The sequence below is a fragment of the Agromyces aerolatus genome (assembly GCF_031432255.1).
GTDB lineage: Bacteria > Actinomycetota > Actinomycetes > Actinomycetales > Microbacteriaceae > Agromyces.
On the sequence record NZ_JAVKGQ010000003.1, the window covers coordinates 281571 to 306478 of the forward strand.

Genomic DNA, 24908 nt, shown 5'->3' on the forward strand with positions numbered 1-24908 from the left:
TGGGGGGTCAGCGCGCAGGATCGGGCGCGGCGGTGAGATCGAGGGCGACGTCGGCGAGCATGTCCTCCTGGCCCCCGATGAGTTTGCGCCGACCCACCTCGACGAGGAGCGCTCTGGCATCGAGTCCGTGTTCGGCGGCGACGCGTTCAGCGTGCCGGAGGAAGCTCGAGTAGACGCCGGCGTACCCGACGGTGAGGGTCTCGCGATCCACCTGAACGGGTCGGTCCTGGAGTGGGCGGACGAGGTCGTCTGCGGCATCCTGCAGCGCGAAGACATCGGCGGCGACGTCGAAGCCCTCGAGCTGAGCGACGGCGGTGAATGCCTCGATCGGCGTGTTCCCGGCGCCCGCACCGTGCCCGGCGAGCGAGGCATCGACCCGGAAGGCGCCCTCCTCGACGGCCGCGACCGAGTTCGCGACCGCGAGCGAGAGGTTCTGGTGCGCGTGGATGCCGATCTGCGTGCGTGGGTCGAGCACATCGCGGTAGGCGCGGATGCGGTCGCGAACGCCGCCGACGGTGAGCCGGCCTGCGGAGTCGGTGACGTACACGCACGCGGCCCCGTACGATTCCATGAGCTTGGCCTGCCGAGCCAGCTCGGCCGGCTCGATCAGGTGCGCCATCATGAGGAAGCCCGAGACATCCATCCCCCATTCGCGTGCGGCGGCGATGTGCTGCGCCGCGACGTCGGCTTCGGTGCAGTGCGTGGCGACGCGGACGGAGCGCACGCCGTGTTCGAACGCGGCGCGCAGATCGGCGAGCACGCCCACGCCGGGCAGCAGCAGGGTCGTGAGCACCGCGTGCTGCACTTCCTCGGCGGCCGCGTCGATCCACTCCAGGTCCGTGCTCGACCCGGGGCCGTAGGTGAGGCTCGAGCCGCCCAGGCCATCGCCGTGGGTCACCTCGATCGCGTCGACACCGGCCCGGTCGAGCGCCCGTACGATGCTGCGGACGCGATCGGTGCTCACCTGGTGTCGCATGGCGTGCATGCCATCGCGCAGCGTGACGTCCTGCAGGTAGACCTTCCGATTCGCCATCTCAGCGCCCTTCCTTCGCGAGACGCTCGCCCACCCTGAGGGCGGCCGACGTCATGATGTCGAGGTTCCCCGCGTAGGCGGGCAGGTAGTGGGCGGCGCCCTCGACCTCGAGGAACACGCTCACCTTGGTGTACGCCTCCCGACGCGCACCTTCCGGCACGACCGGGTCGGCTTCCGGCCCCGCATCCGCGAACTGCACGGCGTGCTTGAGCCGGTACCCGGGCACGTATTCGGCCACGGCGGCCACCATCCGTTCGACGGAGGCGGCAACGGCGTCGCGCTGCTCCGGATCGAGCCTCGGGGTGAGCGTGAGCACGGTGTCTCGCATGATCATCGGCGGGTCGGCCGGGTTGAGGATGATGATGGCCTTGCCACGCGCGGCCCCGCCGACCTGTTCGATGGCGCGGGCGGTCGTCTCGGTGAACTCGTCGATGTTGGCGCGCGTACCCGGTCCCGCAGAGCGCGACGACACCGACGCGACGATCTCGGCGTAGGCGACCGGGACCACCTGGTTCACGGCCGCCACGATCGGGATGGTCGCCTGACCTCCGCACGTCACCATGTTGACGTTCGCGCTGCCGAGGTGCTCGTCGAGGTTCACGGGCGGCACGATGAACGGGCCGAGGGCAGCCGGGGTGAGGTCGACCAGACGCTTCCCGTGGGGCGCGAGACGTTCGGCGTTGGCACGGTGCGCGCCCGCAGAGGTCGCGTCGAACACGATCGCGATCTCGTCGAACTGCGGCGAGGCGATGAGCCCCTCGATGCCTTCGGACGTGGTCTCGAAGCCGAGTCGCGCCGCCCGGGCCAGACCGTCGGAAGCCGGGTCGATCCCGACGAGGACGGCCATCTCGAGCACGTCGGACAGCCGGTGCACCTTGAACATGAGGTCGGTGCCGATGTTGCCGGAGCCGATGATGGCGACTTTCGTCATGCTGGAGTTCCTCCCGTGGTCGCGGACACATGTCCGATCTGGCTGATCCCGGCCGTGATGCGCATCCCCGGCCGTAGGGGGACCATCGGCCCGAGTGCACCGGAGAGGATCACCTCGCCGGCTCTGAGCGGCCGGCCCTGCCCGGCGGCCGTGCGCGCCACCCAGACGAGCGCCTCGACCGGGTCGCCGAGACAGGCGGAGCCGCGCCCGGTCGAAACCACCTCACCGTCGACGCTCATGCTCATCTCCACCTCCCGGAGGTCGACCCGGCGCGGGTCGACGGCGCCGTCGCCGAGGAGGTAGAGGCCGCTGGAAGCGTTGTCGGCGACCGTGTCGAACAGCGAGATGCGCCAGTCGGCGATGCGGCTGTCGACGATCTCGAGCGCGGGGGTCGCGTACTCGACCGAGTCGAGCACGGAATCGCGGTCGAGCGCGTCGACGTCGTGGTCGAGCACGAAGGCGATCTCGGCTTCGATCTTCGGCTGGATGAGACGCCCCAGGTCGATCGGCGAGCCCGGCCGTACCTCCATGTCGGCGAGGAGCAGGCCGAAATCCGGTTGATCCACCCCGAGCTGAGCGCGTACCGCGTGAGCCGTGAGTCCGACCTTGTGACCGACGAGCGGGTTGTCGTCCGTCTCGCGCGGTCCCATGACGAGGCCCTGCACCCGGTAGGCCTCCTCGAGGGTGCGGATGCCGGGGCTGATCGGCTCGATCGGCGTTCGCGTCTCGAGTGCGGTGCGAAGGGCGTGCGCGATGCGTGCGGCGCGTTCGTCGGTCATTTCACCGCCGCCTTTCTCACCGGCGTGCGGCGGTGTGTGCGGGTCGCGACGGCGGGCCGCACAGGTGCGCTGGGAGCGGGCGTCTCGGGCGACTCCGGCCGGAGGTGGGCTGCGGCGGCGACCGCGTGGAGCATCCGTCCGACGTTCTGGGCGGTGCCGGCTGCCGCGATGAACCGGTCGGGGCGGAGCACGAGCGCCGCGGTGGGACGTTGGTCGAACCAGCGCTTGATGCGCCCGTCCACGTCGCCCGCGACGACCGTGCCGGGCGAGGTGGCCCCGACGAGCTGGGTGACCGGACGCAGCGAGATGACGGCTGCGTCGAGGCGTCGCACGAGCTCCCGCGCCTCGGGACTGAGATGCGCGTGCGGATCGCCGCCCCAGACGAGAACGGCCCAGCGGTATCCGATCAGGTCGTCGAGCCGCACCTCGTCGCCCTCGACCGTGCGTACCGTGGGCTGGATGAACTGGGTGCCGACCGGCGAGGGAACCCCCGTGAAGCTCCGGAACGAGGTGAGCAGCCCTTTCCCACGCAGTTCGGCCCGCGCCGCGCCGGGGGTGTGGTCGATCGGGTCGACGACGACGCCGCGGGTGTAGCGCGGCATGGGCTTGTACTTCATCTGCACGAAGTACGACTTGATGGACGGGACGAGGGCGAGCGTCGACGCCGCCGAATCGCGAAGGGCTGCGACCAGGCGATTCGTCGGCCTGATGAAGCGACCGAACGCGACGGAGATGTCGATCATGGCTTTCGCGTGCGGGCGGCGCTCGACCGTGTACGTGTCGAGGAGCGCGTCCTCCGACTCGCCGCGCACGACCGCGGCGAGCTTCCATGCGAGGTTGGTCGAATCCCGCATCCCGCTGTTCCAGCCCTGACCCTGCCAGACCGGCATGAGGTGGGCGGCATCGCCGGCGAGCAGGATGCGACCCTGGCGAAACGTGCTCGCGATGCGTGAGTGGTGCGTGTAGACGCGACGACGGAGCACGGCGACCTGCTTCGGGTTCGGGAGGTGGGGCGCGAGCAGGCGCGCGATGAACGCATCGTCGGCAGCGAGCTCGTCGGGCTCGTCGTCGAAGAGCATGAACTCGAAGCGGCGCAGGGCATGTGGCAGTGCGAGCGAGACGTATGGCCGGCGCGGATCGCCTCCGACGAACACGTTGGGAGCGCCGAGGGGGTCGTTCTCCATGTCGATGACGATCCATCGCGTCGACGGCGACTGGCCGTCGAACCCCACCCCGAGATGCTTGCGGGTGAGGCTGCGCCCGCCGTCCGCGCCAACGAGGTAGGCACTCCGGTACGTGATCTCTTCATGGTCGCCCGTGTGCACGGTGACGTCGACGTGGCTGCCGTGATCGACGATCGCGGCAGCACGACGGTCGAAGTCGACGGCCACGTGCGGAAAGCGGCTGAGCCCGTCGTAGAGCGCGCGATCGACGGCGGGCTGCACGAAGGCGTTGCGCCGCGACCATCCGAACTCGACCGCGGCCGGTGCGATCTCGGCGAGGATCCGCCCACGTCCATTGACGAGCCGCATGATGTGGTTCGGCGTCGTGTGGGGCAACACGTCCTGGATGAGGCCCATCGTCTGAATGGAGCGCAGCGATTCGTCGTCGATGCCGACGCCGCGCGGGTAGTCGATGAGATCCGGCAGGGCTTCGACGACGTTGACCCGCACGCCGCGGAGTCCCAGGAGGTTGGCGATCGACAGGCCGACGGGGCCTGCGCCCACGATCGTGACGTCGGCCTCGCGCAGCTCGCGAGCAGACGGGTGCGTCATCGTTGACCTTTCCAGTGCTCATTTAGTGAACATTTCAGTTCACATGTTGCGATACGTGGACGCTATCGTTCGGAAACGGCCACGTCAACCACGCGATCGGGCGATCGCCGGCCCGACGCGGGCACGCCAGACGTCGGCCGCCTCAGCGGTGGACGAGGCGCCGGTTCAGACCAGGTTCGAAAGCGTGTCGGCGAGCCGCGTGGCCGACGCGAGTGCCGGTTCCACCGAGGCATCCAAGACCTCGGGCCGGTTGCTCACGATGTTGATGCAGCAGGGCATGCTCCCGCCCATGAGCGGCACCGCGAGGCCATGCAGGTTCGGCTCGATCTCACCGAAGGTTCTCGCATAGCCGACCTCGCGCACCGTGCGCAGCCGCTCGGAGTCCTCGTCGCGGGGCGGCTCCAGCGCGCGGAGCGCGACTCCCGCCGCACCGCGATCGACCACGTGCCGGTCACCCACCTGGAACCCCATGCGGAAGCCCTGCCGCGCCGACTCGAAGACGGCGAGCGCCACCGCATCGTCGCCCTCGCGGACGAACAGCGAGACGGTTGCCCCCACCCGCTCGGCGAGTGCCACGAGCTCGGGTCGCACGGCGGCGCGCAGCGCGGTCAGCCCGCCCTCAGCGAGTCGGATGAGTCCCACCGCGCCACGGAATCGGCCGTCGAGACCGCGGGCGATGAGCCCGGCGTCGGAAAGCGCCGCCAGGATGCGATACGCGATCGACCGGTGCACCTCGAGCTGTTCGGCGAGTTCGCTTATGCTCATGCCGTTGGGCGATTGTGCAACGGCTTGCAGTGCTCGGAGCCCCCGCATCAGCGTCTGCGCACCGAGCGGTGCGGCCGTCGTTGCCTCGTCTCGCGCGGTCACGAGACGATGATATTGGCCGAAGGTGGGAACACCCGTCGCCTGCTCACGCGGCCTCCCGGTCCAGGAAGTCCGTGAGCAGGGCGTTGAACCGCCGCCACTGCTCCCACTGCGGCCAGTGTCCTGCGTCTTCGATCAGCTCGAACCGTCCCCCGGGAATGCGCTCGGCCATATGCAATCCGGCGCCCGCCGGCCCGGAGGGATCGTCGCTGGTCCAGACCACCAACGTGGGCACGGCGATCGACTCCAACTCGGCATCCGTGATGAGATTCCGCGCCCGGACCTCCGGGTCCTGGAGGCAGAGGATATGGCGCATCGAGTCCGCGAACCCCTCCCGCGAGTAGATGGCCCGGCGGATATCGACGAGCTCGTCGGTGACCGAGTCCGCCCGCGCCATGAGCCACTCCAGCCGCGATCGCACGCGCTCGGGACTGGGGTCGTCGGCGGCGGCCTGACTGAGGTCTCGGATGCGCGCCATCACCTCGGGGCGCGCCATCGTGCCTCCCGGCGTGTTCAGGACCAGACGCTCGACCCGGTCCGGATGCTCCGCAGCGAACTTCACCGCGATCCATCCGCCGAGCGACTCACCCGAGAGATGCGCGCGCTCGACGTCATAGACCTCCATGAGCGCCGCCAGGTGTGCGACGTACTCGGGCAGCTCGAGATCGTGGTCGGTGAGCGTCGTGTAGCCGTGGCCCGGGTAGTCGTAGGCGATCACGCGTCGGTTCCGGGCGAGGGCGGCGATGTTGCGGGTGTAGGCCTCGAGATGACCCCCGGTGCCCGGCAGCAGGAACAATGTCTCATCCCCCTCGCCCGCCACCAGGCAGCGCGTCCGCCAGCCCGCCGCGTCCACGTACTCCACCCGGTGCGCGACCGCACCCAGCTCACCCCATGCGGTCGCTCGCGGCGTGTTCTTCCCGCTCATCGCATTCTCCTTCCTCATGCCGTGGCCCCCTCTCCGAGGTAGATCTCCCGGAAGATCGACCAGTCCTTCACATCCGCCACCCGGCTGTCGAGCACGACCCGGCCGTGGTCCAGCACGGCGACGGTGTCGGCGATCGACAGCGAGTTGTCAACGAGCTGCTCAACGAGCACCACGCACAGCCCCTCGTCCCTGAGGCGTGCGATCTCGCCGAACACCTCCTGCACGATCGCGGGCGCGAGGCCCGCCGAGGGCTCGTCGAGCAGCAGGACCCTGGGGTCGAGCATGAGCGCCTGTGCGATGGCGAGCATCTGCTGCTGACCTCCCGAGAGGAGGCCCGCCGGAAGGTTGCGCTTCTCGCCGAGAATCGGGAAGCGCTCATAGGCCGCGTCGATCCCGGCGGCGATGAAGCCTCGGCGCCGCCGGTGCACATAGCCGCCGATTCGGAGGTTCTCCTCGACGGTCCTCGCTCGGAAGATGCGTTTGCCCTCCTGGACGAGCGCGATCCCGGAGCGCGCGCGGGCGTAGGCCGGACCGCTGAGCGGTGCGCCGTCGAAGCTCACGTCGCCGCTCGAGGCGATGAGCCCCGCGATCGCCGCGAGCAGCGTGGTCTTGCCCGCTCCGTTCCGCCCGAGCACGGCGCTGATCTCACCGGCTCCGCACTCCAGGCCCACGTCTCTGAGGACCTGGATCTGGCCGTACCCGGCCGACAACGCACTGATGGAGAGCCCGCTCATCACTGCTCCTTCGTCAGCGCGGCGCCGAGGTAGACCTCGGTGACGCGCGGGTCGTTGCGCACATGGCCGGCGGTGCCCGACGACACGATCCGCCCGGTGTCGAGGACGTAGACGTGGTCGGCGACGGACATCACCATCTCGAAGTTGTGCTCGACGAGCACGATCGTCGCTCCGGATGCCCGCAATTTGCGAATGAGATTGGCAAGCTCCTCGACCTCGCTCTCATCCAGGCCCGAGGCCGGTTCGTCGAGCAGGATGAGCTTGGCATCCGCCGCGAGCGCGCGGGCCACCTCGAGCAGCCGCCGCGTGCCGAGGGGAAGCGCTGCGGCGTCCACATCGGCGAGATGGGCGATGTCGAGCAAGGCGAGCAGCTCGAGGGCTTCGCGTCGATGACGACGGAGCGTCTTGCGGTAGCCGGGCAGCCGAAGCACGGAGGCCGCCATCGAGACGCCGTGTGCGGATTGCATCGCGATCGCCACCGTCTCCGCGGCGGTCAGCCCCTTCGGGATGACCGGGGTCTGGAACGTGCGCGCCACTCCACGGCGGGCCACCTGGTGCGGATGCAACGAAGCGAGGTCCTGGCCGCCGAGCCGGATGGCCCCGGAGGTCGGGCGGTAGAAGCCCGAGACGATGTTCAGCAGCGTCGTCTTCCCCGACCCGTTGGGCCCGATGAGACCGGTCACGGTGCCGGCTTCGAACGTCATCGACACGTCGTCGAGGGCGGTGTTGCCGCCGAACCGTTTGACCAGGTGCTCCACCTCGAGCGACTCTCCCCGCAACCGGGAGATCAGCTCGTCCGAGGGCACGGCGGCCGCCGCATCGGGCAGGACCTCGTCGCGCACGAGGTAGCGGCGCACCAGGTTCCGGCACAGCTGTGCGATCCCGCCCGAGAAGAACAGCGCACCGAGCAGCAGCAGGAGTCCGAAGATGATGAGTGAGAACTGCTGCACCCCGGTGGCGCGCAGCGGGCCGATCACCATGATGACGGCGCCGATGATCGCCCCGTAGATGCTCGCACTGCCGCCGATGATGCTTCCGGCGAGGATGACGATCGCCATCGAGAGCCCGAACGAGGTCGGCGAGATGTAACCGTCCTGGTAGGCGAACAGTGCGCCGGCCGCTCCCGCCGGGAACGCCCCGATGAGATATGCCGTCAGCTTCAGGCGCGTCACCGAGAACCCGAGCGATCGGGCGAGCACCGGGCTCTCGTGCATGACCCGAACGGCGTGCCCGTGCGGCGAGACGATGAAGTTACGGATGGCCGCGAAGAACACGATCGTGACGATCACGACGAGCGTGAAGTACCCGCTGGCCGAGAGCCTCGCGCCGAAGAGCACGGGAAGCGGAATGCCCGACAGCCCCGAGGGTCCGCCGAGCTGCTCGGTGAGCAGCGTCACGACGTCGGGCACCAGCAGAACGAGGAAGAATGTCACCATCGCCATCGACCACGACCCGAGCCGTAGGCCGGGGATTCCGGTGAGCAGGCCCACGACCCCCGCCGCGAGGAGTGCGACGACGAAGGTCAGCGACAGGTCGAACTGCTGGATGGCGAGGTAGGCCGCCGTGTAGGCGCCGATCGCATACAGCGCCGACTGGCCGAGCGCGAGCTCGCCGCTGTAGCCGAACGTCACGTTGAGCCCAAGCACCAGCAGGGCCAGCAGACAGATCGAGACGATGATCCTGAGGACCGCGGGAGCCGCACCGAATAGCGGCAGTGCGAGCACGATGAGTGCGCCCGCGAGTGGCAGGATCCAGAACGGCGCGGTCAGGTACCGGCGCAGGCTGATGCGCATCAGACGACCCTCTCCTGTGCTTTGCCTCGCGAGAAGAGGCCGTGGGGCAGGATGAGCAGCACGAGCAGCAGCATCACGAACACCGTGATGTTCTGCCACTCGCTGCCGAGGTAGCGCGCCGCGAACATCTCGAGCACTCCGACGATGCTGCCCGCGAGGAGCGCACCGAGGAAGCTGCCGAACCCGCCGAGCGCGAGCACGAGGAATGCCTTCACGGCCAGCCCCTCGCCGAGATGGTAGGTGGCGTAGGTTTTGCTGGCCACGAGCGGTGCGACCGCGCCGACGAGCGCGCCCGCGAGCGCGAACGCGCCGGTCGAGAGCCAGCGCACGTTGATGCCGCGCAGCATGGCGGCATCACGGTCCTCGGAGGTGGCGAGCGCGGTGAGGCCGATCGAGGTGCGCGTGCTGAGCAGCCAGGTCCCGAGTCCGGCCACGAGCGCCACGACGATGAGCGCGATCTCGCCCATCGTGACCCGCCCCCCGAGCACCTCGAGCACACCGAACTCTTTCAGGTAGGGCACGCTGCGGGGTTCGGAGCCCCAGACGAGCAGCGCGATACCGGAGAGGATCACGCCGACGCCGAGCGTCGTCACGAGTTCGTTGTGGCTTCCCGTGCTCGCGAGTCGCCGGACCGCGACGATCTCCTCGATCGCCCCGATGAGGGCTCCGACGATCGTGCAGATGACGATCGAGGGGATGAGCGGGATGCCGAACTTCGCGGAGGCCTCGACCGCGATGAACGTGCAGATCATGAGGATGTACGCCTGGGCGAAATTGAAGACCCGCGTGCCGATGAAGACGATGTTGTAGGCGATGGCGACGAGCGCGTACACGGCGCCGATCGAGAGACCGGCCCAGAGGGTGGTGACCATTGGTGTCCTTCGTGTTCACGGTGAGCGGGAGCTGCCGGCCGCGGAGTGCGGCCGGCAGCACGCCGATCACTCGATCGACTCGATCGTTCCCTCCACCACCGGGCCAGGCCGGACGACGATGTAGGCGTCGGTGCTCAGGTTCCGGAAGTGGTTGTCCGTCGTGTAGCTGCGGAACTCGGGGTGGGTGATGTAAGGCGTCTCCCCCTCGTACGGTTCGAGGTTCACGAGCGCGTCGGCGACGGACGGGGCATCCTTCGCGTCCGCCTGCTCGACCGCCTGCTTCACCACATGGACCGCATCCCATTGCAGGGCATAGAGCTGCATGAGCTGATCGAAGGAGCTTCCGCGCTTCTCGAGCTCGCCCGTGAGGTAGGCGAACGCCTCGGTGCCTTCGACCTCGCGCTGCGGGGTGTTGATGGGGAACACGCGCAGGTACAGGTTGTTCCAGTCCTCTTCCCCGCTGATGAGGGCGAGGTTGTTCCCGTTGCCGAGGCCTCCGTCGCCATAGGTGACGATGTCCCAGCCGAGCTTGGTGCGGCTCTCGAGTGCGTACCCGGCGGCCGTGCCGTATCCCTGGATGATGAGGGTGTCTGGGTCGGTCGCCTGGAGCCGCTGCAGCTGCGCGGTCATGTCGAGGTCGGCCGGAGCGTAGCTCTCCTGGACGAGCTCCAGACCCTCGGCCGCGAACACCTCCGAGAACGCCTCCGCGATGCTCTGCCCGAGGGCGTCGTTGGCTCCCAGGTAGGCGACCTTCTCGTAGCCCTCCTCGGTGAACAGCTCGACCGCCGCCTCGGGGTCGAGCGCGACCACCGGGTTGGTCCCGAACGCGTACGGGAACGTCGCAGGGTCGTTGATCTCGTTCGCATAGGTGTTGCTGATCGAGAGCACCTCGTTGCGCGTCAGGAGTGGCAGCATCGCGAGCGACACCGCGCTCGAGACGCCGTGGACGACCATGTCGGGCTTCGCCTCGTCGAGCTGCTCCTGGAGGAGGGTCACGGCTTTCGTCGGATCGAGCTGATCGTCGGCGATGATGAGCTCGATCTGTTCGCCGTTGATGCCGCCTTCGGCGTTGATGCGATCGACGGCGATCTCGAGCCCTTCCTGCTGGGCCTTGGAGGAGCCGGCGAGTGGCCCCGTGAGCGAGAGGCTCGCGTAGATGGTGAAGGTGCCGCCGCCATCGTCGCCGGAATCGCCGCCTTCGGCGGGATCGCCTGCTGCGCACCCGGTGAGGGCCAGCGCCGCTGCTGCGGTGAGGGCGAGTGCCGGCCCCCAGATCTTTGAAACCACGTTGTTTCCTTCCGATCGAACGGACTTGCGCGTCGTCGCGCAAAGGACCCTCAGAGGTGCGAGGGGGCCGAGGACGTCATACGCAGATGGCCTCGTCGGCCTTGACAGCATGACGCACCCGGAGCACACTCGTCAATATATGCACGAATGTGTTCGAAAAGTGACATCCGCACTGGCCGAACTGATCCCGGAGCGAAGGAGCACCGATGCCCGCAGTCGCGCACGAGCCATTCGATGAGGAGACCGACGTCATCGTCGTCGGCTCCGGGGCAGGCGGCCTCAGCGCGGCCGCGATCGCCGCGGAAGGCGGCGCATCGGTCATCGTGCTCGAGAAGGCCGGGATCATCGGCGGGACGACACGGAAGTCCGCCGCGGCACTGTGGATCCCCGGCAATCGGTACCTGCGCGACGCGGGCATCGAGGATCGCGCCGAAGACGTCATCCGATTCCTCGCGCGCCTCGGCCGACCAGCACTCTATGATCCGGAAGCGCCACGGTTCGGGCTCCCGGAATGGGAGTACGAGATGCTCGCGGCGTTCTGTGCGCACGCACCGACGGCCCAGGATGAGCTGGAGCGCATCGGGGCGATGTGGCTCGCGCCCTCCCCGTTCGGCATCTCGGACTATCAGGGCCACCGTGCCGAGAATCTGCATCCGGTGGGACGGACCCTCTACGAAGCACAGACGCTCGGCGCGGCCGATGGCGGCCAGGTGCTCGTCGATCGGCTCGCCGCGGGCGCTCGGAGGCACGGGGCTGAGATCCGCGTCGAGCACGAGGTGCGTGCCGTCGTCGAAGACGACGAGCGTGCCGTCGTCGGGGTCGTCGTCGAGGGGCCCTCCGGCGTGCGGCGCATCCGGGCGCGTGCGGGGGTGATCTTCGCCAGCGGTGGATTCACGCACAATCCGGAGTACCGACTGCAATTCCTCAATGGCCCGTTCATGGGTGGGTGCGCCGCGCCGACGAACACCGGCGACTTCCTGCGCATCGGGCTCGACCTGGGCGTCCAGCTGGGGGACCTCTCTGAGGCCTGGACGGTCGCGATCAACACCGAGCGCATGGAGCGCGAGCCCGACACGTTCATGTCGAGCTTCTACGTGCTGGGCGACGGCATGGTCCAGGTCAATCGTGCCGGAAAGCGCGCCGTCAATGAGAAGGCGCCGTACAACGAGCATGGCCGCGTCATGTCCGACTGGGATCCGGTGAAGCTGCGCTACCCGAACATGCCGCTGATCGCCATCTGGGACGAGCACGTCGCCGCGCGCTGGGGCATCGACCGCTTCGGCAACCCGGTTCCCGCCCCCGGCGCCGACCCGTACTGGGTCGTATCGGGTGACTCGCTCGACGCGCTGGCCGCCGCGATCGACGGAAAGCTTGCCGAGCTCGGCGGCCGGGTCGGTCATGCCCGCCTCGACGAGGACTTCGTCGGCAACCTGCAGGTCACCCTCGACCGCTACGGCGACTTCGCGGACGCGGGTGTCGACGAGGACTTCGGCCGCGGCGACACCGAGTTCGAGCGGTACGTGAGCGCTCGCTTCGGCGATGGCGACGGGCCGAACCCGCTCATGCGTCGCCTGGCCACCTCGGGTCGTCTCTACGCCGCCGTGCTCGCGCTCGGCACCCTCGACACCAAGGGAGGTCCGCGCACGACGCCGCAGCGTGAGGTGCTCCGAACCGACGGGCGGGTCGTACCTGGCCTGTACGCAGTGGGCAATTGCGCGGCGTCGGCAACCGGTCAGGGGTATCCCGGCGCCGGCGCCACGCTCGGTCCGATCGTGACCGAAGGGTATCTGGCTGCCACACAGGTTCTCGCGCGCGTGGGTCGGGTCGGGGTCGATGCCTGACGCGCAGTGGGACGTGCTCGTCGTCGGGTCGGGTGCGGCAGGCTTGTGCGCGGCGATCGAAGCCCATGACGCGGGGGCGTCCGTCCTGGTGCTCGAGGCATCGGCCGAACCGGGCGGATCGTCTCGGATGTCAGGCGGCATGATCCTCGCTGCGGGCACTGAACTTCAGCGCCGGCACGGCATCGTCGACACCGCTGACGCGTTCTACCACGACTACCTGCTGCACACGCAGTGGAAGGTGCGCCCGGGGTGCGCCCGCCGTATCGCCGACGAGTCCGCCGAGGCGATCACGTGGCTCGAGCGGCACGGCGTCGAGTTCTACGACTTCCTGTCCGACGCAGGCTACGACGGGGTCCCTCGTACGCATAGCGCCGTCGGTCGCGGGGCGGGCATCATCGACCCGCTGCTCGACCGCGTACGCGAACGCGGGATCGAGATCCGCTGTGACGCACGCGTCACGCGGCTGCTGGATCGGGACGGTCACGTCGTGGGCGTTTCGACCGGCGACGGTGAGATCCTCGCGTCGTCGGTCGTGCTCGCGACCGGCGGGTTCGGCGCCGACCCCGAGCGTGTCCGCGAGCTCATCCCGGCGACCCGACGTGCCGGTGACGAGCTCTGGTACATCGGCGCCGATGGAGCCCAGGGCGACGCGCTGACGTTCGCCCGCGAGCTCGACGTGCCGGTGGTCGGCCACGGTCGCGGGGTCGTCATGACGACGCCGGGCTTCACGACCGAGGCGTTCGAGGGATATCTCCCGGGCTGGATGCTGCTCGTCAACCGGGCCGGGCTGCGGTTCTGCGACGAGTCGCTGCCCTACGGGCTCATGGACGGGCTCGTGCGCGAACAGGGTGATGAGGCCTGGGTGGTGTTCGACCACGCTGCCAAGGAGGCGGCCGCGCCGGGTGCGCCCGCCGAGTACCGGCTGCAGATCCCCTCCCTGCCGGGCCGGCCGAGCCCGAACTGGAACCGCGAGATCATCGACGCGCAAGTGTCCGCGGGGCGGGTGGCCCGTGCGGAGACCATCGAGCAGCTCGGCGCCGACCTCGGCCTTCCCGGTGCGACCCTGGCAGGAACCGTGCATCGGTACAACGAGGGCGCCGCGCGGGCGGAAGACCCCGACTTCGGCAAACGGGGAGAGTTCATGCGCCCGATCGGCACCGCGCCGTTCTACGGCGCCCGAATGAGTCTCGCGACGGTCTGCCTCACCTCGGTGGGGCCGGCCATCGACGGCGACGGACGCGTCATCGGCCGGTCGGGTGCACCGGTCGGCGGCCTGCTCGCCGCGGGCGAGTGCACGGGCGGCACGCTGGGCGATCGCTATGTGGGCACGGGGAACTCATGGACCAATTGCGTCGTGTTCGGCCGCATCGCCGGGCGGACCGCCGCCGGGGCCTGAGGCGGATCCCTCCGAGCGTGCGCGTTCGAGGCTATGGTTGGGGGCATGGCCGCCCCGTTCAGCTCCCGCGTCGCGTCGTCGATGACGCGCGGGCGCGACGTGGTGTGCCCGCCCGGCCTCGCCTGCCACGGTGAGGTCCTGATCCTCCTTCCCTCACGACGCGCTCCTCCACCCCGGTGATCATTCCCACTTTCACCGCTCGGAGCGTGTCGCATACTGCGATGCGCTCTTTTTGTTTGCAAGGAGAGCCCCATGGCCCAGGACGTGAAGCGCGCGCTCGAGGAGCAGCGACGCGAGTATCACCGCATCATCAACGAGCTGCCGCCGGTGCATGTCGACCCGGTCGCCGCGCAGCAGGCGCACGCCGCGCGCACCGCGATGGCCGAGATCGACGGCGCGCTGCACCGGATCGTCGACGGGACCTACGGGCTGTGCACCTCGTGCCGGGAGCCGATCCCGTCCGCCCGGCTCGAGGCGCGACCGCACACCGAGCACTGCGTCCCGTGCCAGGAGGCCGCGGGAAGGTGATGGCAGCGGGGCGGAGCGGCGCACCCCCGTCAGCTCCGCTCCGCCGCGGCCATCCCGTCCATCGCGGTCGCGAGCACGATGGCCGCCATCGCCTCGGCGTCGACCTGGCCGCCGGGCCGATACCACTCGGTGAGTGAGTTGACCATGCCGAAGATCAGGCGGGTCGCCACGGCGGCGTCCACGTCGTCGCGAAGCAGCCGCTCGGCCTGTGCCGTGCTCACGACCTCGGTGACGCGGTGGTCGAACACGCGCCGGCGTTCGAGCGCGGCGACCTCGACGGGGCTGTTGCCGCGTACGCGCAGCAGCAGCGTGACGTAGGGGAGCTTCTCGATCAGGACGACGACCGCGCCGCGGATCACGTGACCGAGTCGCGATGCGGCTGAGCCGGTCTGCGCCGCGGGCTGCTCGAGCACCTGCTCGAGACCGGTGAGGGCTTCGTCGAGCGCGAGGGCGAGCAGCTGCTCCTTGGACTCGAAGTGGTGGTAGAGCGCGGACTTGGTCAGCCCGAGGCGTTCGGCGAGATCGGCGACGGATGTCGCGTCGTAGCCCTTCTCGATGAAGAGCTGGACCGCGACGTCGAGCACCTGGGCGCGATCGTAGCCCGGCCGACCCCGTTTCGCCCGGTCGGGGGCGGATTCGGAGGGCGCCTGCGAAGCGATGCTCATCACGACCTTTCCACAGCTCGCTGGTCTCGATCGAGCTGGATGCATCACTCAGTCTGCCGCAAGGCTTTGCGCTCGGGCGCATTCCATGGCATATTACTGACCGATCGGTGAGGAAATCTGACCGACGGCGATCATCGCTCGTGGATGAGAGGTTGACGATGCCCGAAGCATTCCTGGTCGGCGGGGTCCGCACACCGGTCGGCCGGTACGGCGGCCGGCTCGCCGGTTCGCGTCCCGACGATCTGGCGGCACTCGTCGTCCGCGAGGCGGTGGCCCGCTCGGGCGTCCCGCACGAGGTGATCGACGAGATCATCTTCGGTGCGGCCAATCAGGCCGGCGAGGACAACCGGAACGTCGCGCGCATGGCCGCGTTGCTCGCCGGGCTCCCCGACACCCTGCCCGGCATCACGGTCAACCGGCTCTGCGCCTCGGGCATGTCGGCCGTCGCGATGGCCGGCCAGGCGATCCGCGCGGGCGACGCCGAGGTCATGCTGGCGGGCGGGGTCGAGTCGATGACCCGGGCGCCCTGGGTGCAGGCCAAGCCCGAACGCCCGTGGGCCAAGCCGGGCGAGGCGTTCGACACGTCGATCGGCTGGCGATTCGCCAACCCGGTGCTCGTCGCGCGTGACAAGGCGACCTACTCGATGCCCGAGACCGCGGAGGAGGTCGCGCGCGTCGACGGCATCACCCGCGACGACGCCGACGCGTTCGCGCTCCGCAGCCACCAGCGTGCGCTCGCGGCGATCGACGCCGGCCGGTTCGCCGACGAGATCGTCGCCGTGCCGACGGCGAAGGGCGACGTCGACACCGATGAGGGTCCCCGCCCGGGGACCTCGCTCGAGGTGCTGGCCGGGCTGCGCCCGGTCGTTCGGGGCGGATCGGTCGTCACGGCCGGCAACTCGAGCTCGCTCAACGACGGTGCCTCGGCGATCCTGGTCGCCGGCGAATCCGCGATCGAGCAGCACGGGCTCGTGCCCCGCGCGCGGATCGTGAGCGCAGCCTCGGCCGCACTCGCACCCGAGATCATGGGGCTCGGGCCGGTCCCGGCCACCGAGAAGGCCCTCGCCAAGGCGGGGCTCACGGTCGGCGACCTGGGCGCCGTCGAGCTGAACGAGGCGTTCGCGACGCAATCGATCGCGTCGATGCGACGACTCGGCCTCGACCCGGAGACCGTCAACGCCGACGGTGGGGCGATCGCCCTGGGGCATCCGCTGGGGTCGAGTGGAAGCCGCCTGCTGGTGACGCTGCTCGGACGCATGGAGCGCGAGGGCGTGCGGTACGGCCTTGCGACCATGTGCGTGGGCGTCGGGCAGGGCACCGCGATGATCCTGGAGCGGGTCGATGCCTGAATCACAGTCGATGCCGGAGCCGACGCCGGAGCCGACGCCGGAGCCGCAGTCCATGTCTGAGACGCTCCGCGTCGAGCGGCTCTCCGACCGGGTGGTCGTGACCCTCGACCGCCCCGACGTGCGCAACGCCATCGACCAGCAGACGATCGATGCGCTGCACGAGATCTGCGCCGAGCTCGAGGCGACGCCGCGCACGCTCATCATCACGGGCGCGGGCGGGGTGTTCGCCTCTGGCGCCGACATCGGGCAGCTCCGTGACCGCACGGCGGAGGATGCCCGCAAGGGCATCAACTCGACCGCGTTCCGTCGCGTCCGGCTGCTGCCGATGCCGGTGATCGCCGCGATCGACGGGTATGCCCTCGGCGGCGGCGCCGAGCTCGCGTACGCCGCCGACCTCCGGATCGGCACGCCGAGTGTGAAGATCGGCAATCCCGAGACCGGCCTCGGCATCATCGCCGCGGCCGGGGCCACCTGGCGGCTGCCGCAGATCGTCGGCGAGGCCCGCGCGGCCGAGCTGCTGTACACGGGCCGGGCGCTGACCGCCGACGAAGCGCTCGAGTGGGGACTGCTCTCGGCGATTCATCCGGCCGATGAGCTGATGCCCGCCGCGCATGCCATCGCCGATCGGATCGCCGCGAACGATCCGCTCGCCACGCGGTACACCAAGCGCGCCCTGCTCGCACCGGCCGACGCGCACCCGGAGATCGAGCTCGACCTGCAGGCCGAGCTGTTCGAGTCGTCCGAGAAGCACCGCCGCATGACGGCGTTCCTCGAGAGGAAAAAGCGATGAGCGATCCGGAACATTCAGCCCAGCCCATCCCCGAACTCGTCGGCGTGATCGGCGGCGGCCGCATGGGCGCCGGGATCGCGCACGCGTTCGTGCTGGCCGGTTCCCGGGTCACCATCGTCGAGCGCGACGACGCAGCCGCTGCCGCGGCCGCCGAACGCGTGCACGCGAGCCTGGCCCGTTCGGTCGAGAAGGGGGCGACCGGCCGGCCGCTCGACGCACTCTCGGCCGCGGTCTCGACGGCCACCGACGTCGACGCGCTCGGCGCGTGCGGCCTCGTGGTCGAGGCCGTCTTCGAGGACCGGCAGGTCAAGGTGGAGACGCTGCGACGCGCCGAGCGGGCGCTCGCGCCGGGTGCGGTGCTCGCGAGCAACACCTCGTCGATCTCGATCGATGATCTCGCGTCGGCGCTCGAGCGGCCGGGCGACTTCCTCGGCCTGCACTTCTTCAATCCCGTGCCGGCCTCGTCGCTGGTCGAGATCGTGATCGGGTCCGCCACGGGCGCGGATCTGGAGCCTCGCGCCCGCGAGTGGGTCGCGGCGCTCGGCAAGGCGCCGGTGGTGGTGCGGGATGCTCCGGGCTTCGCGTCGAGCCGGCTCGGCGTCGCGCTCGCGCTCGAGGCGATCCGGATGGTCGAGGAGGAGGTCGCGAGCGCGGCCGATATCGACACGGCGATGGAGCAGGGCTATCGGCACCCGGTCGGCCCGCTGCGCACGACCGACCTCGTCGGGCTGGACGTCCGGCTCGGCATCGCGGAGGAGCTGCACGCCAAGCTCGGCGCGCGGTTCGAGCCGCCGGAACTATTGCGGCGACTGGTCGCCGAGGGCCGGCTCGGTCGCAAGAGCGGCCGCGGATTCTACGAATGGGATGACTGACGTATGGCCGGCGTCGAGGGCCGGCTCGGCCGCAAGAGCGGCCGAGGATTCTACGAATGGAGCGAACGATGACCGACATCCTCCCCAGCTACCTGCAGGGCCGGTGGTGGTCGCCATCGTCGGATGCGGACGCCGTCGACGTGCGGGATGCCTCGACCGGTGAGCTCGTCACGCGGGTCAGCACGGACGGCATCGACCTCGCCGGCGCGCTCGAGTACGCGCGCGGGGTCGGCCAGCGCAGCCTCGGCGCCCTGACGTTCCACCAGCGCGCGGTGCTGTTGAAGCAGTTCGCGCTCGCGCTCAGCGCGCGGAAGGACGAGCTGTACGAGCTCTCGAAGCGTTCCGGATCCACCCAGCGCGACTCGCTCAGCGATGTCGACGGCGGCATCGGCGTGCTGTTCACGTACTCGTCGAAGGGTCGCCGCGAGCTGCCGAACTCGCAGGTCTACGTCGACGGCGCTCCTGAGCCCCTGTCGAAGGACGGCAGTTTCCTCGGGCAGCACGTGTACACGCGCCTGCCGGGCGTCGCGGTGCAGATCAACGCGTTCAACTTCCCCATGTGGGGTGCGCTCGAGAAGTTCGCGCCCGCGTTCCTCGCGGGCGTGCCGACGGTCGTGAAGCCCGCGACGCCCACGGCCTACATCGCCGAGGCGTGGGTGCGCATCCTCGTGGAGTCCGGGCTACTGCCTGACGGCTCGCTCCAGCTCGTGTCGGGGAGCCTGCCGGGGCTGTTCGAGCAGCTTCGACTCGGCGACCTCGTCGGCTTCACGGGCAGTGCCTCGACCGCTGAGCGGCTCAAGGCGCAGTGCCCGGACGGCGTGCGCTTCACCCGGGAGACGGACTCGATCAACGCCTCGGTGCTCGGCCTCGACGCGACCCCGGGCACGCCCGAGTTCGACGCGTACGTCAAGCAGCTCCTGGTCGAGCTGACCACGAAGGCCGGGCAGAAGTGCACCGCCATCCGCCGCGCGATCGTGCCCGCGGGCACCGCCGACGCCTTCGTCGACGCCGTGCGCGAGAAGATCGCCGAGCGCGTCGTGATCGGCGACCCGCACGCCGAGGGTGTCACGATGGGGCCGCTGGTGTCGGTCGAGCAGCGTGACGAGGTGCTGGGTCAGGTCGGCAAGCTGCAGGCCGCGGGCGGGCGCATCCTGCTCGGCTCGACCGACGCGCCCGAGGTGACGCTGGCCGACGGCTCGACCGGGCCCGCGCCCGACGGCGCGTTCGTCGCACCCATGCTGATCGGGTTCGACGATGCGGCCGCCGACGCGGTGCACACGGTCGAGGCCTTCGGGCCGGTCGCGAGCGTGCTGACCTACGACTCGCTCGAGGAGGCCGCGGAGCTCGTCGGTCGCGGCGGGGGATCGCTCGTGACGAGCGTCGCGACGCACGATTCGGCCGTCGCGGTCGAGCTGCTGCGCGGCATCGGCGCGTACAACGGCCGCGTGCTGTTCCTCAGCCGGGAGAACGCCCGCACCTCGACAGGGCACGGCTCGCCGGTTCCGCACCTGGTGCACGGTGGCCCCGGACGCGCGGGCGGCAGCGAGGAGCTCGGCGGCATCCGCGCCGTGCTGCACTACATGCAGCGCACGGCCGTGCAGGGCTCGCCCGAGATGCTGACCGCGCTCACCGGCGTCTGGCATGCGGGCGCGGCGGCCGAGGCGAGCGGGACGCATCCGTTCCGCAAGTCGCTCGCCGAGCTGCGCATCGGCGACCAGGTCCGCTCCGAGCAGCGCGAGGTCACGCTCGCCGACATCGAGACGTTCGCCGAGTTCACCGGGGACACGTTCTACGCCCACATGGATGAGGAGGCCGCTGCCGCGAATCCCTTCTTCCCGGGTCGGGTCGCGCACGGCTACCTGCTCGTGTCGTGGGCTGCCGGCTTGTTCGTCGACCCGGCGCCGGGCCCCGTGCTCGCCAACTACGGCCTCGAGAACCTGCGGTTCCTCACGCCCGTCTCACCCGGCGACCGCATTCGCGTCACGCTCACCGCCAAGGAGATCACGCCCCGCGAGACGGACGAGTACGGCGAGGTGCGCTGGGATGCCGTGATCCACAACCAGGAGGACGAGGTCATCGCGCAGTACGACGTGCTCACGCTCGTCGCGAAGCATGGGGCGGATGCCTCGGCGGAGGTCTCGTCGCCGGTCACCGCCGAGGCGGTGACCACGTGACCATCCCGCTGCGTCGGATGATGCAGCGGGACCGGGCCTCGACCGCCCTGGGGATGCGGGTCGAGCTGGACGAGCCGGGCGAGTCCGTCGTCAGCATGGTCGTGCGCGACGACATGCTCAATGGGTTCGACATCACGCACGGCGGGCTGGTGTTCGCGCTCGCGGACACCGCGTTCGCGATCGCGTGCAACGAGGACGAGCACGTCACGGTGGCCGCGGGTGCGGACATCGTCTTCCTGAAGTCGACGCGGGCCGGGCAGGTGCTGACGGCCCGTGCGGTGCGCCGGGCGCGGAACGGGCGGAGCGGGGTCTACGACGTCACCGTGACCGATGAGGCGGGCGACGTGGTCGCCGAGTTCCGGGGCCGCTCGCTCACGACCGATCGGATTCTGCCCGCCTGATTGCGGCCCACCCGCACGCGAGTTACACTAACTGAACGATCGGTCTGTAATAACGATCGTCTGGAAAGGAGCCGACATGACCGCCGCACCCGACCTGACCGCCGTCACCGCGGCCGATCTGGAAGGCCAGCACAGCCCGGAAGGCCAGCACAGCCTGGAAGGCCAGCGCACGTTCGACGCGCTCATCGACGCCGACCAGCGCATCGAGCCGCGCGACTGGATGCCCGAGGCCTACCGCCGCACGCTCATCCGCCAGATCTCGCAGCACGCGCACTCCGAGATCATCGGCATGCAGCCCGAGGGCAACTGGATCACCCGGGCGCCGAGCCTCAAGCGCAAGGCGATCCTCATGGCGAAGGTGCAGGATGAGGCGGGTCACGGCCTGTACCTCTACTCGGCCGCGCAGACCCTCGGCATCACGCGCGACGAGATGACCCAGCAGCTCATCGACGGCAAGGCCAAGTACTCGTCGATCTTCAACTACCCGACGCCGACGTGGGCCGACATGGGCGCGATCGGATGGCTCGTCGACGGTGCCGCGATCTGCAACCAGGTGCCGCTCTGCCGTGCCTCGTACGGGCCGTACGGCCGGGCGATGGTGCGCATCTGCAAAGAGGAGTCGTTCCATCAGCGCCAGGGCTTCGAGATCCTGCTGACCCTCATGCAGGGCACCGAGGCGCAGCGGGCCATGGCGCAGGACGCGATCGACCGCTGGTACTGGCCGAGCCTCATGATGTTCGGCCCGCCCGACGACCAGTCGCCCAACTCGGCGCAGTCCACGGCGTGGAAGATCAAGCGGTTCTCGAACGACGAGCTGCGTCAGCGCTTCGTCGGCATGCTGGTGCCGCAGGCCGAGGCGCTCGGCATCACGCTGCCCGACCCGAACCTGCGCTGGAACGACGAGACCGGGCAGTACGACATGAGCGAGATCGACTGGACCGAGTTCTTCGAGGTGCTCGCGGGCCGCGGCCCGCTGAACACCGAGCGCATCCGCAACCGGCGGAATGCGCACGAAGAGGGCGCCTGGGTGCGCGAAGCCGCGGCCGCGTATGCGAGCAAGCAGGCGCAGAGGGCGGTGGCGGCATGACCTCCCCCGGAGCATCCGATCGCGAGACCTGGCCGCTCTACGAGGTGTTCGTGCGCGCCAATCGCGGTCTGAGCCACGTGCACGCCGGCTCGCTGCACGCGCCCGACGCCGAGCTCGCGCTCCGCAACGCGCGCGACCTCTACACCCGGCGCGGTGAGGGCACGTCGGTGTGGGTCGTCCCGGCCGACGCGATCACGACGAGCGACCCCGACTCGAAGGGCGCGTTCTTCGAGTCGCCGGCCGGCAAGAACTACCGCCACGCGGTGTACTACACCGCGTCCGAGGGGGTGCCGCACCTGTGAGCGCGCCCGCCCAGACTGAGTTCGATCCGCACGGCGACCCGCACGGCGATCTGCACGGCGACGTCACCGTCGACCGGGTCGAGCTGTCGGCCGAGCTGGCCGGCGCGGAAGGCCGCGCGGCCAGCGCCGATGTCGCGGAGTATGCGCTGCGGCTCGGCGACGACGCGCTCATCCTCGCGCAGCAGCTGTCGCGGTGGATCGCCCGGGGACCGGAGCTCGAAGAGGATCTCGCGCTCGCGAACATCGCCCTCGACGTGCTGGGGCATGCGCGGTCGCTGCTGCGCTACGCGGGCACCTTCGACGGCCGGTCGGAGGACGACCTGGCGTACTTCCGCGACGAGTCCGAGTTCCGTTCCGCGTGGCTCTTCGAGCAGCCCAATGGCGACTTCGCCCAGACGATCGCGCGTCAGCTCGTGGCATCCGTCTACCTGTTCGAGCTGTACTCCAACCTGCGGGACTCGAGCGATGAGACGTTCGCGGCGATCGCCGCGAAGTCGGTCAAGGAGGTTGAGTACCACCGCGACCACGCCGTGCAGTGGACGCTTCGCCTCGCGGGCGGCACCGACGAGTCGCGCACCCGGATCATCCGCGCGATCGGCGACGTCTGGCCCTACGTCGACGAGCTGTTCCGCGACGACGACCTGATCGACCGGCTCGAGGGCGTCGCGGCGCGCCCGTCGGCGCTGCGCGCCGGGTTCGACGCCGTGATCGACGCGGTGTTCGCCGAGGCCGGGCTCGAGGTCCCGGCGGGGCAGCCCTCATCGGCCGGCGGCCGGTCGGGCACGCACTTCCCGACGCTCGGCTTCCTGCTCGCGGAGATGCAGGTCCTCGCGCGCCAGCATCCGGGGGCGACCTGGTGAGCGGCACGGATGCCTCGCGGCGGGCCTGGGAGCTCGCGGCCGCGGTCTGCGATCCCGAGGTGCCGGTCCTCACGATCGAGGATCTCGGCATCCTGCGCGACGTCGAGGTCGACGCGGGCCACGTGACCGTCACGATCACGCCGACGTACTCGGGCTGCCCGGCGATGGCGACGATCCGCGACGACGTGACGCTCGCGCTGACCGCGGCGGGGTACGACGACGTCGAGGTGAAGATGACGCTGTCGCCCGCGTGGACCACCGACTGGATGTCCGAGGACGGCAAGCAGAAGCTCACCCGATACGGGATCGCGCCGCCCACGGGCACGCGTCCGGCCGGCCCGATCCGGCTGCAGCTCGGCGTGCGCTGCCCGCGCTGCGGGTCGCTCGACACGCGTGAGGTGTCGCGGTTCGGCTCGACGTCGTGCAAGTCGCTGTACGAGTGCCGGGCGTGCCTCGAACCCTTCGATCACTTCAAGGTGCACTGATGGAATTCCAAGAGGAGACCGCTGAGGCGTTCCTGCGCAGCACGGTCGGCGGCCGGCCGGCGGCCGGTCGCAAGCGCGCCCGGTTCCACCCCCTCGACGTCGCCGCGGTGCGGCCGCTCACGGCGGACTCCGTCGAGGTGACGTTCGACGTCCCCGAGCACCTGCACGAGGAGTATCAGTACCTGCCCGGGCAGTACGTGGCGCTCCGCGCCGAGCTCGACGGGCATGAGGTGCGGCGATCCTACTCGCTGTGCCGTCCGCCCGTGCCGGGCTCGGTCAGCGTCGCGATCAAGCGCGATCTCGGCGGCCGCTTCTCGACGTGGGCGCAGACCGAGCTGCGGCCGGGCATGGCGCTCGACGTGATGAGCCCGCAGGGCACGTTCACGTCCTCGCTGAGCGCGCTCGACGGCACGCACGTCGCCGGCATCGCCGCGGGATCGGGGATCACGCCCGTGATGGCGCTCGCGTCGACGATCCTGTCGCGGTCGGCGACCGCGCAGTTCACGCTCGTCTACACGAACCGTTCGACGCTCGACGTGATGTTCCTCGAGGAGCTCGCCGATCTCAAGGACCGGTACCCCACGCGCCTGGCGGTGCATCACGTGCTCTCGCGCGAGCAGCGTTCGGCGCCCGTGCTCTCCGGCCGGATCGACGCCGAGAAGCTGCGCACGATCCTCGACGCGCTCGTGCTGCCCGAGACCATCGACGAGTGGTTCCTGTGCGGACCGTTCGAGCTCGTGCAGCTCTGCCGTGACACGCTCGAGGAGATCGGCGTGGCGAGGGATCACGTGCGCTACGAGCTGTTCACGACGGGCGCCGACAACCGGCCGGAGGGCAACAGCGGCCGGCCCGTCGTGGTGCGGGCCGACGAGCCGGTCTTCACGGTCGAGTTCACGCTCGACGGCCAGAGCGGCTCGGTCGAGAGCCCGGTGAGTGCGCGCGAGTCGATCCTCAACGCCGCACTGCGCGTCCGTCCAGATGTGCCGTTCGCGTGCGCGGGCGGCGTGTGCGGCACGTGTCGCGCCCGGATCGTCTCGGGCGCCGTGAACATGAGCGAGAACTATGCGCTCGAGCCGGACGAGCTCGAGCGCGGGTACGTCCTCACCTGCCAGTCCCACCCGACCTCCGACCGGGTGGTCGTGGACTACGACGTCTAAGGAGCCCC

24 protein-coding genes are annotated in these 24908 nt (G+C 69.9%); 13 read left to right on the forward strand and 11 right to left on the reverse strand.

From position 1 onward, the window contains the following. Positions 1–7: 7 nt before the first annotated feature. The 10 genes from dmpG to RH864_RS06285 all read right to left on the reverse strand — a co-directional run bounded on the left by dmpG (position 8) and on the right by RH864_RS06285 (position 10993). Positions 8–1033 (reverse strand): 4-hydroxy-2-oxovalerate aldolase, encoded by a 1026-nt coding sequence (gene dmpG / locus RH864_RS06240; RefSeq protein ID WP_310516656.1) that lies wholly within the window; start codon positions 1031–1033, stop codon positions 8–10. A 1-nt stretch (position 1034) separates the two neighbouring features. Beyond that, positions 1035–1964: an acetaldehyde dehydrogenase (acetylating) gene (locus tag RH864_RS06245; protein WP_310516657.1), complete on the reverse strand. Its 930-nt coding sequence runs from the start codon at positions 1962–1964 to the stop codon at positions 1035–1037. Further along, positions 1961–2743, reverse strand: a complete 783-nt coding sequence (locus tag RH864_RS06250) for a 2-keto-4-pentenoate hydratase (protein ID WP_310516658.1) — start codon at positions 2741–2743, stop codon at positions 1961–1963. The genes RH864_RS06245 and RH864_RS06250 overlap by 4 nt, the downstream gene beginning before the upstream one ends. Continuing rightward, a complete protein-coding gene (locus tag RH864_RS06255) occupies positions 2740–4518 on the reverse strand; it encodes a bifunctional 3-(3-hydroxy-phenyl)propionate/3-hydroxycinnamic acid hydroxylase (RefSeq protein ID WP_310516659.1) in 1779 nt (592 codons plus the stop codon). Before RH864_RS06255 ends, RH864_RS06250 begins: the two co-directional genes overlap by 4 nt. A gap of 165 nt (positions 4519–4683) precedes the next feature. Beyond that, complete coding sequence (locus tag RH864_RS06260) at positions 4684–5331, reverse strand: IclR family transcriptional regulator (protein ID WP_310516715.1); 648 nt, start codon at positions 5329–5331, stop codon at positions 4684–4686. Positions 5332–5428: 97 nt separating this feature from the next. Next, positions 5429–6307, reverse strand: a complete 879-nt coding sequence (locus RH864_RS06265) for an alpha/beta fold hydrolase (protein ID WP_310516660.1) — start codon at positions 6305–6307, stop codon at positions 5429–5431. A 14-nt stretch (positions 6308–6321) separates the two neighbouring features. Continuing rightward, positions 6322–7041 carry an ABC transporter ATP-binding protein gene (locus tag RH864_RS06270; RefSeq protein WP_310516661.1) on the reverse strand — a complete coding sequence of 240 codons (720 nt, stop codon included), beginning with the start codon at positions 7039–7041 and terminating at the stop codon, positions 6322–6324. After that, the gene (locus RH864_RS06275; protein WP_310516662.1) at positions 7041–8834 is read right to left on the reverse strand and encodes a branched-chain amino acid ABC transporter ATP-binding protein/permease; all 1794 of its coding nucleotides are present in this window, start codon (positions 8832–8834) and stop codon (positions 7041–7043) included. The genes RH864_RS06270 and RH864_RS06275 overlap by 1 nt, the downstream gene beginning before the upstream one ends. Continuing rightward, complete coding sequence (locus tag RH864_RS06280; protein ID WP_310516663.1) at positions 8834–9706, reverse strand: branched-chain amino acid ABC transporter permease; 873 nt, start codon at positions 9704–9706, stop codon at positions 8834–8836. The genes RH864_RS06275 and RH864_RS06280 overlap by 1 nt, the downstream gene beginning before the upstream one ends. A gap of 66 nt (positions 9707–9772) precedes the next feature. Further along, positions 9773–10993, reverse strand: a complete 1221-nt coding sequence (locus RH864_RS06285; protein ID WP_310516664.1) for an ABC transporter substrate-binding protein — start codon at positions 10991–10993, stop codon at positions 9773–9775. Between the two features lie 206 nt (positions 10994–11199). Here RH864_RS06285 and RH864_RS06290 point away from each other — a divergent pair, with 206 nt between their 5' ends. The 3 genes from RH864_RS06290 (at position 11200) to RH864_RS06300 (ending at position 14758) form a co-directional block, all read left to right on the forward strand. After that, a complete protein-coding gene (locus tag RH864_RS06290; RefSeq protein WP_310516665.1) occupies positions 11200–12834 on the forward strand; it encodes an FAD-dependent oxidoreductase in 1635 nt (544 codons plus the stop codon). Beyond that, entirely contained in the window at positions 12827–14230 is a 1404-nt protein-coding gene (locus RH864_RS06295; protein ID WP_310516666.1) for an FAD-dependent oxidoreductase, read from the forward strand. The genes RH864_RS06290 and RH864_RS06295 overlap by 8 nt, the downstream gene beginning before the upstream one ends. A gap of 252 nt (positions 14231–14482) precedes the next feature. After that, positions 14483–14758 (forward strand): TraR/DksA family transcriptional regulator, encoded by a 276-nt coding sequence (locus tag RH864_RS06300; protein ID WP_310516667.1) that lies wholly within the window; start codon positions 14483–14485, stop codon positions 14756–14758. A 29-nt stretch (positions 14759–14787) separates the two neighbouring features. Here the strand turns inward: RH864_RS06300 and RH864_RS06305 are convergent, their stop codons facing one another. After that, positions 14788–15423 carry a TetR/AcrR family transcriptional regulator gene (locus tag RH864_RS06305; protein WP_310516668.1) on the reverse strand — a complete coding sequence of 212 codons (636 nt, stop codon included), beginning with the start codon at positions 15421–15423 and terminating at the stop codon, positions 14788–14790. A 158-nt stretch (positions 15424–15581) separates the two neighbouring features. Here RH864_RS06305 and RH864_RS06310 point away from each other — a divergent pair, with 158 nt between their 5' ends. The 10 genes from RH864_RS06310 to paaE all read left to right on the forward strand — a co-directional run bounded on the left by RH864_RS06310 (position 15582) and on the right by paaE (position 24900). Continuing rightward, the gene (locus RH864_RS06310) at positions 15582–16772 is read left to right on the forward strand and encodes a thiolase family protein (protein WP_310516669.1); all 1191 of its coding nucleotides are present in this window, start codon (positions 15582–15584) and stop codon (positions 16770–16772) included. Between the two features lie 52 nt (positions 16773–16824). Continuing rightward, on the forward strand, positions 16825–17562 hold the full coding sequence (locus tag RH864_RS06315; protein ID WP_310516670.1) for an enoyl-CoA hydratase/isomerase family protein: 738 nt from the start codon (positions 16825–16827) through the stop codon (positions 17560–17562). Beyond that, positions 17559–18434, forward strand: a complete 876-nt coding sequence (locus RH864_RS06320; protein ID WP_310516671.1) for a 3-hydroxyacyl-CoA dehydrogenase family protein — start codon at positions 17559–17561, stop codon at positions 18432–18434. Before RH864_RS06315 ends, RH864_RS06320 begins: the two co-directional genes overlap by 4 nt. Before the next feature lie 68 nt (positions 18435–18502). Next, positions 18503–20608 (forward strand): phenylacetic acid degradation bifunctional protein PaaZ, encoded by a 2106-nt coding sequence (gene paaZ / locus RH864_RS06325; protein WP_310516672.1) that lies wholly within the window; start codon positions 18503–18505, stop codon positions 20606–20608. Between the two features lie 2 nt (positions 20609–20610). Next, positions 20611–21009 (forward strand): hydroxyphenylacetyl-CoA thioesterase PaaI, encoded by a 399-nt coding sequence (paaI, locus tag RH864_RS06330; protein ID WP_310516716.1) that lies wholly within the window; start codon positions 20611–20613, stop codon positions 21007–21009. A 76-nt stretch (positions 21010–21085) separates the two neighbouring features. Next, positions 21086–22096, forward strand: a complete 1011-nt coding sequence (gene paaA / locus RH864_RS06335; RefSeq protein ID WP_310516673.1) for a 1,2-phenylacetyl-CoA epoxidase subunit PaaA — start codon at positions 21086–21088, stop codon at positions 22094–22096. Further along, positions 22093–22398, forward strand: coding sequence for a 1,2-phenylacetyl-CoA epoxidase subunit PaaB (gene paaB / locus RH864_RS06340; protein WP_310516674.1), 306 nt, complete (start codon positions 22093–22095; stop codon positions 22396–22398). The genes paaA and paaB overlap by 4 nt, the downstream gene beginning before the upstream one ends. Beyond that, a complete protein-coding gene (paaC, locus tag RH864_RS06345; protein WP_310516675.1) occupies positions 22395–23258 on the forward strand; it encodes a 1,2-phenylacetyl-CoA epoxidase subunit PaaC in 864 nt (287 codons plus the stop codon). The genes paaB and paaC overlap by 4 nt, the downstream gene beginning before the upstream one ends. Beyond that, entirely contained in the window at positions 23252–23743 is a 492-nt protein-coding gene (paaD, locus tag RH864_RS06350; RefSeq protein ID WP_310516717.1) for a 1,2-phenylacetyl-CoA epoxidase subunit PaaD, read from the forward strand. Before paaC ends, paaD begins: the two co-directional genes overlap by 7 nt. Continuing rightward, positions 23743–24900 carry a 1,2-phenylacetyl-CoA epoxidase subunit PaaE gene (gene paaE, locus RH864_RS06355; protein WP_310516676.1) on the forward strand — a complete coding sequence of 386 codons (1158 nt, stop codon included), beginning with the start codon at positions 23743–23745 and terminating at the stop codon, positions 24898–24900. The genes paaD and paaE overlap by 1 nt, the downstream gene beginning before the upstream one ends. Positions 24901–24908: the final 8 nt, after the last annotated feature.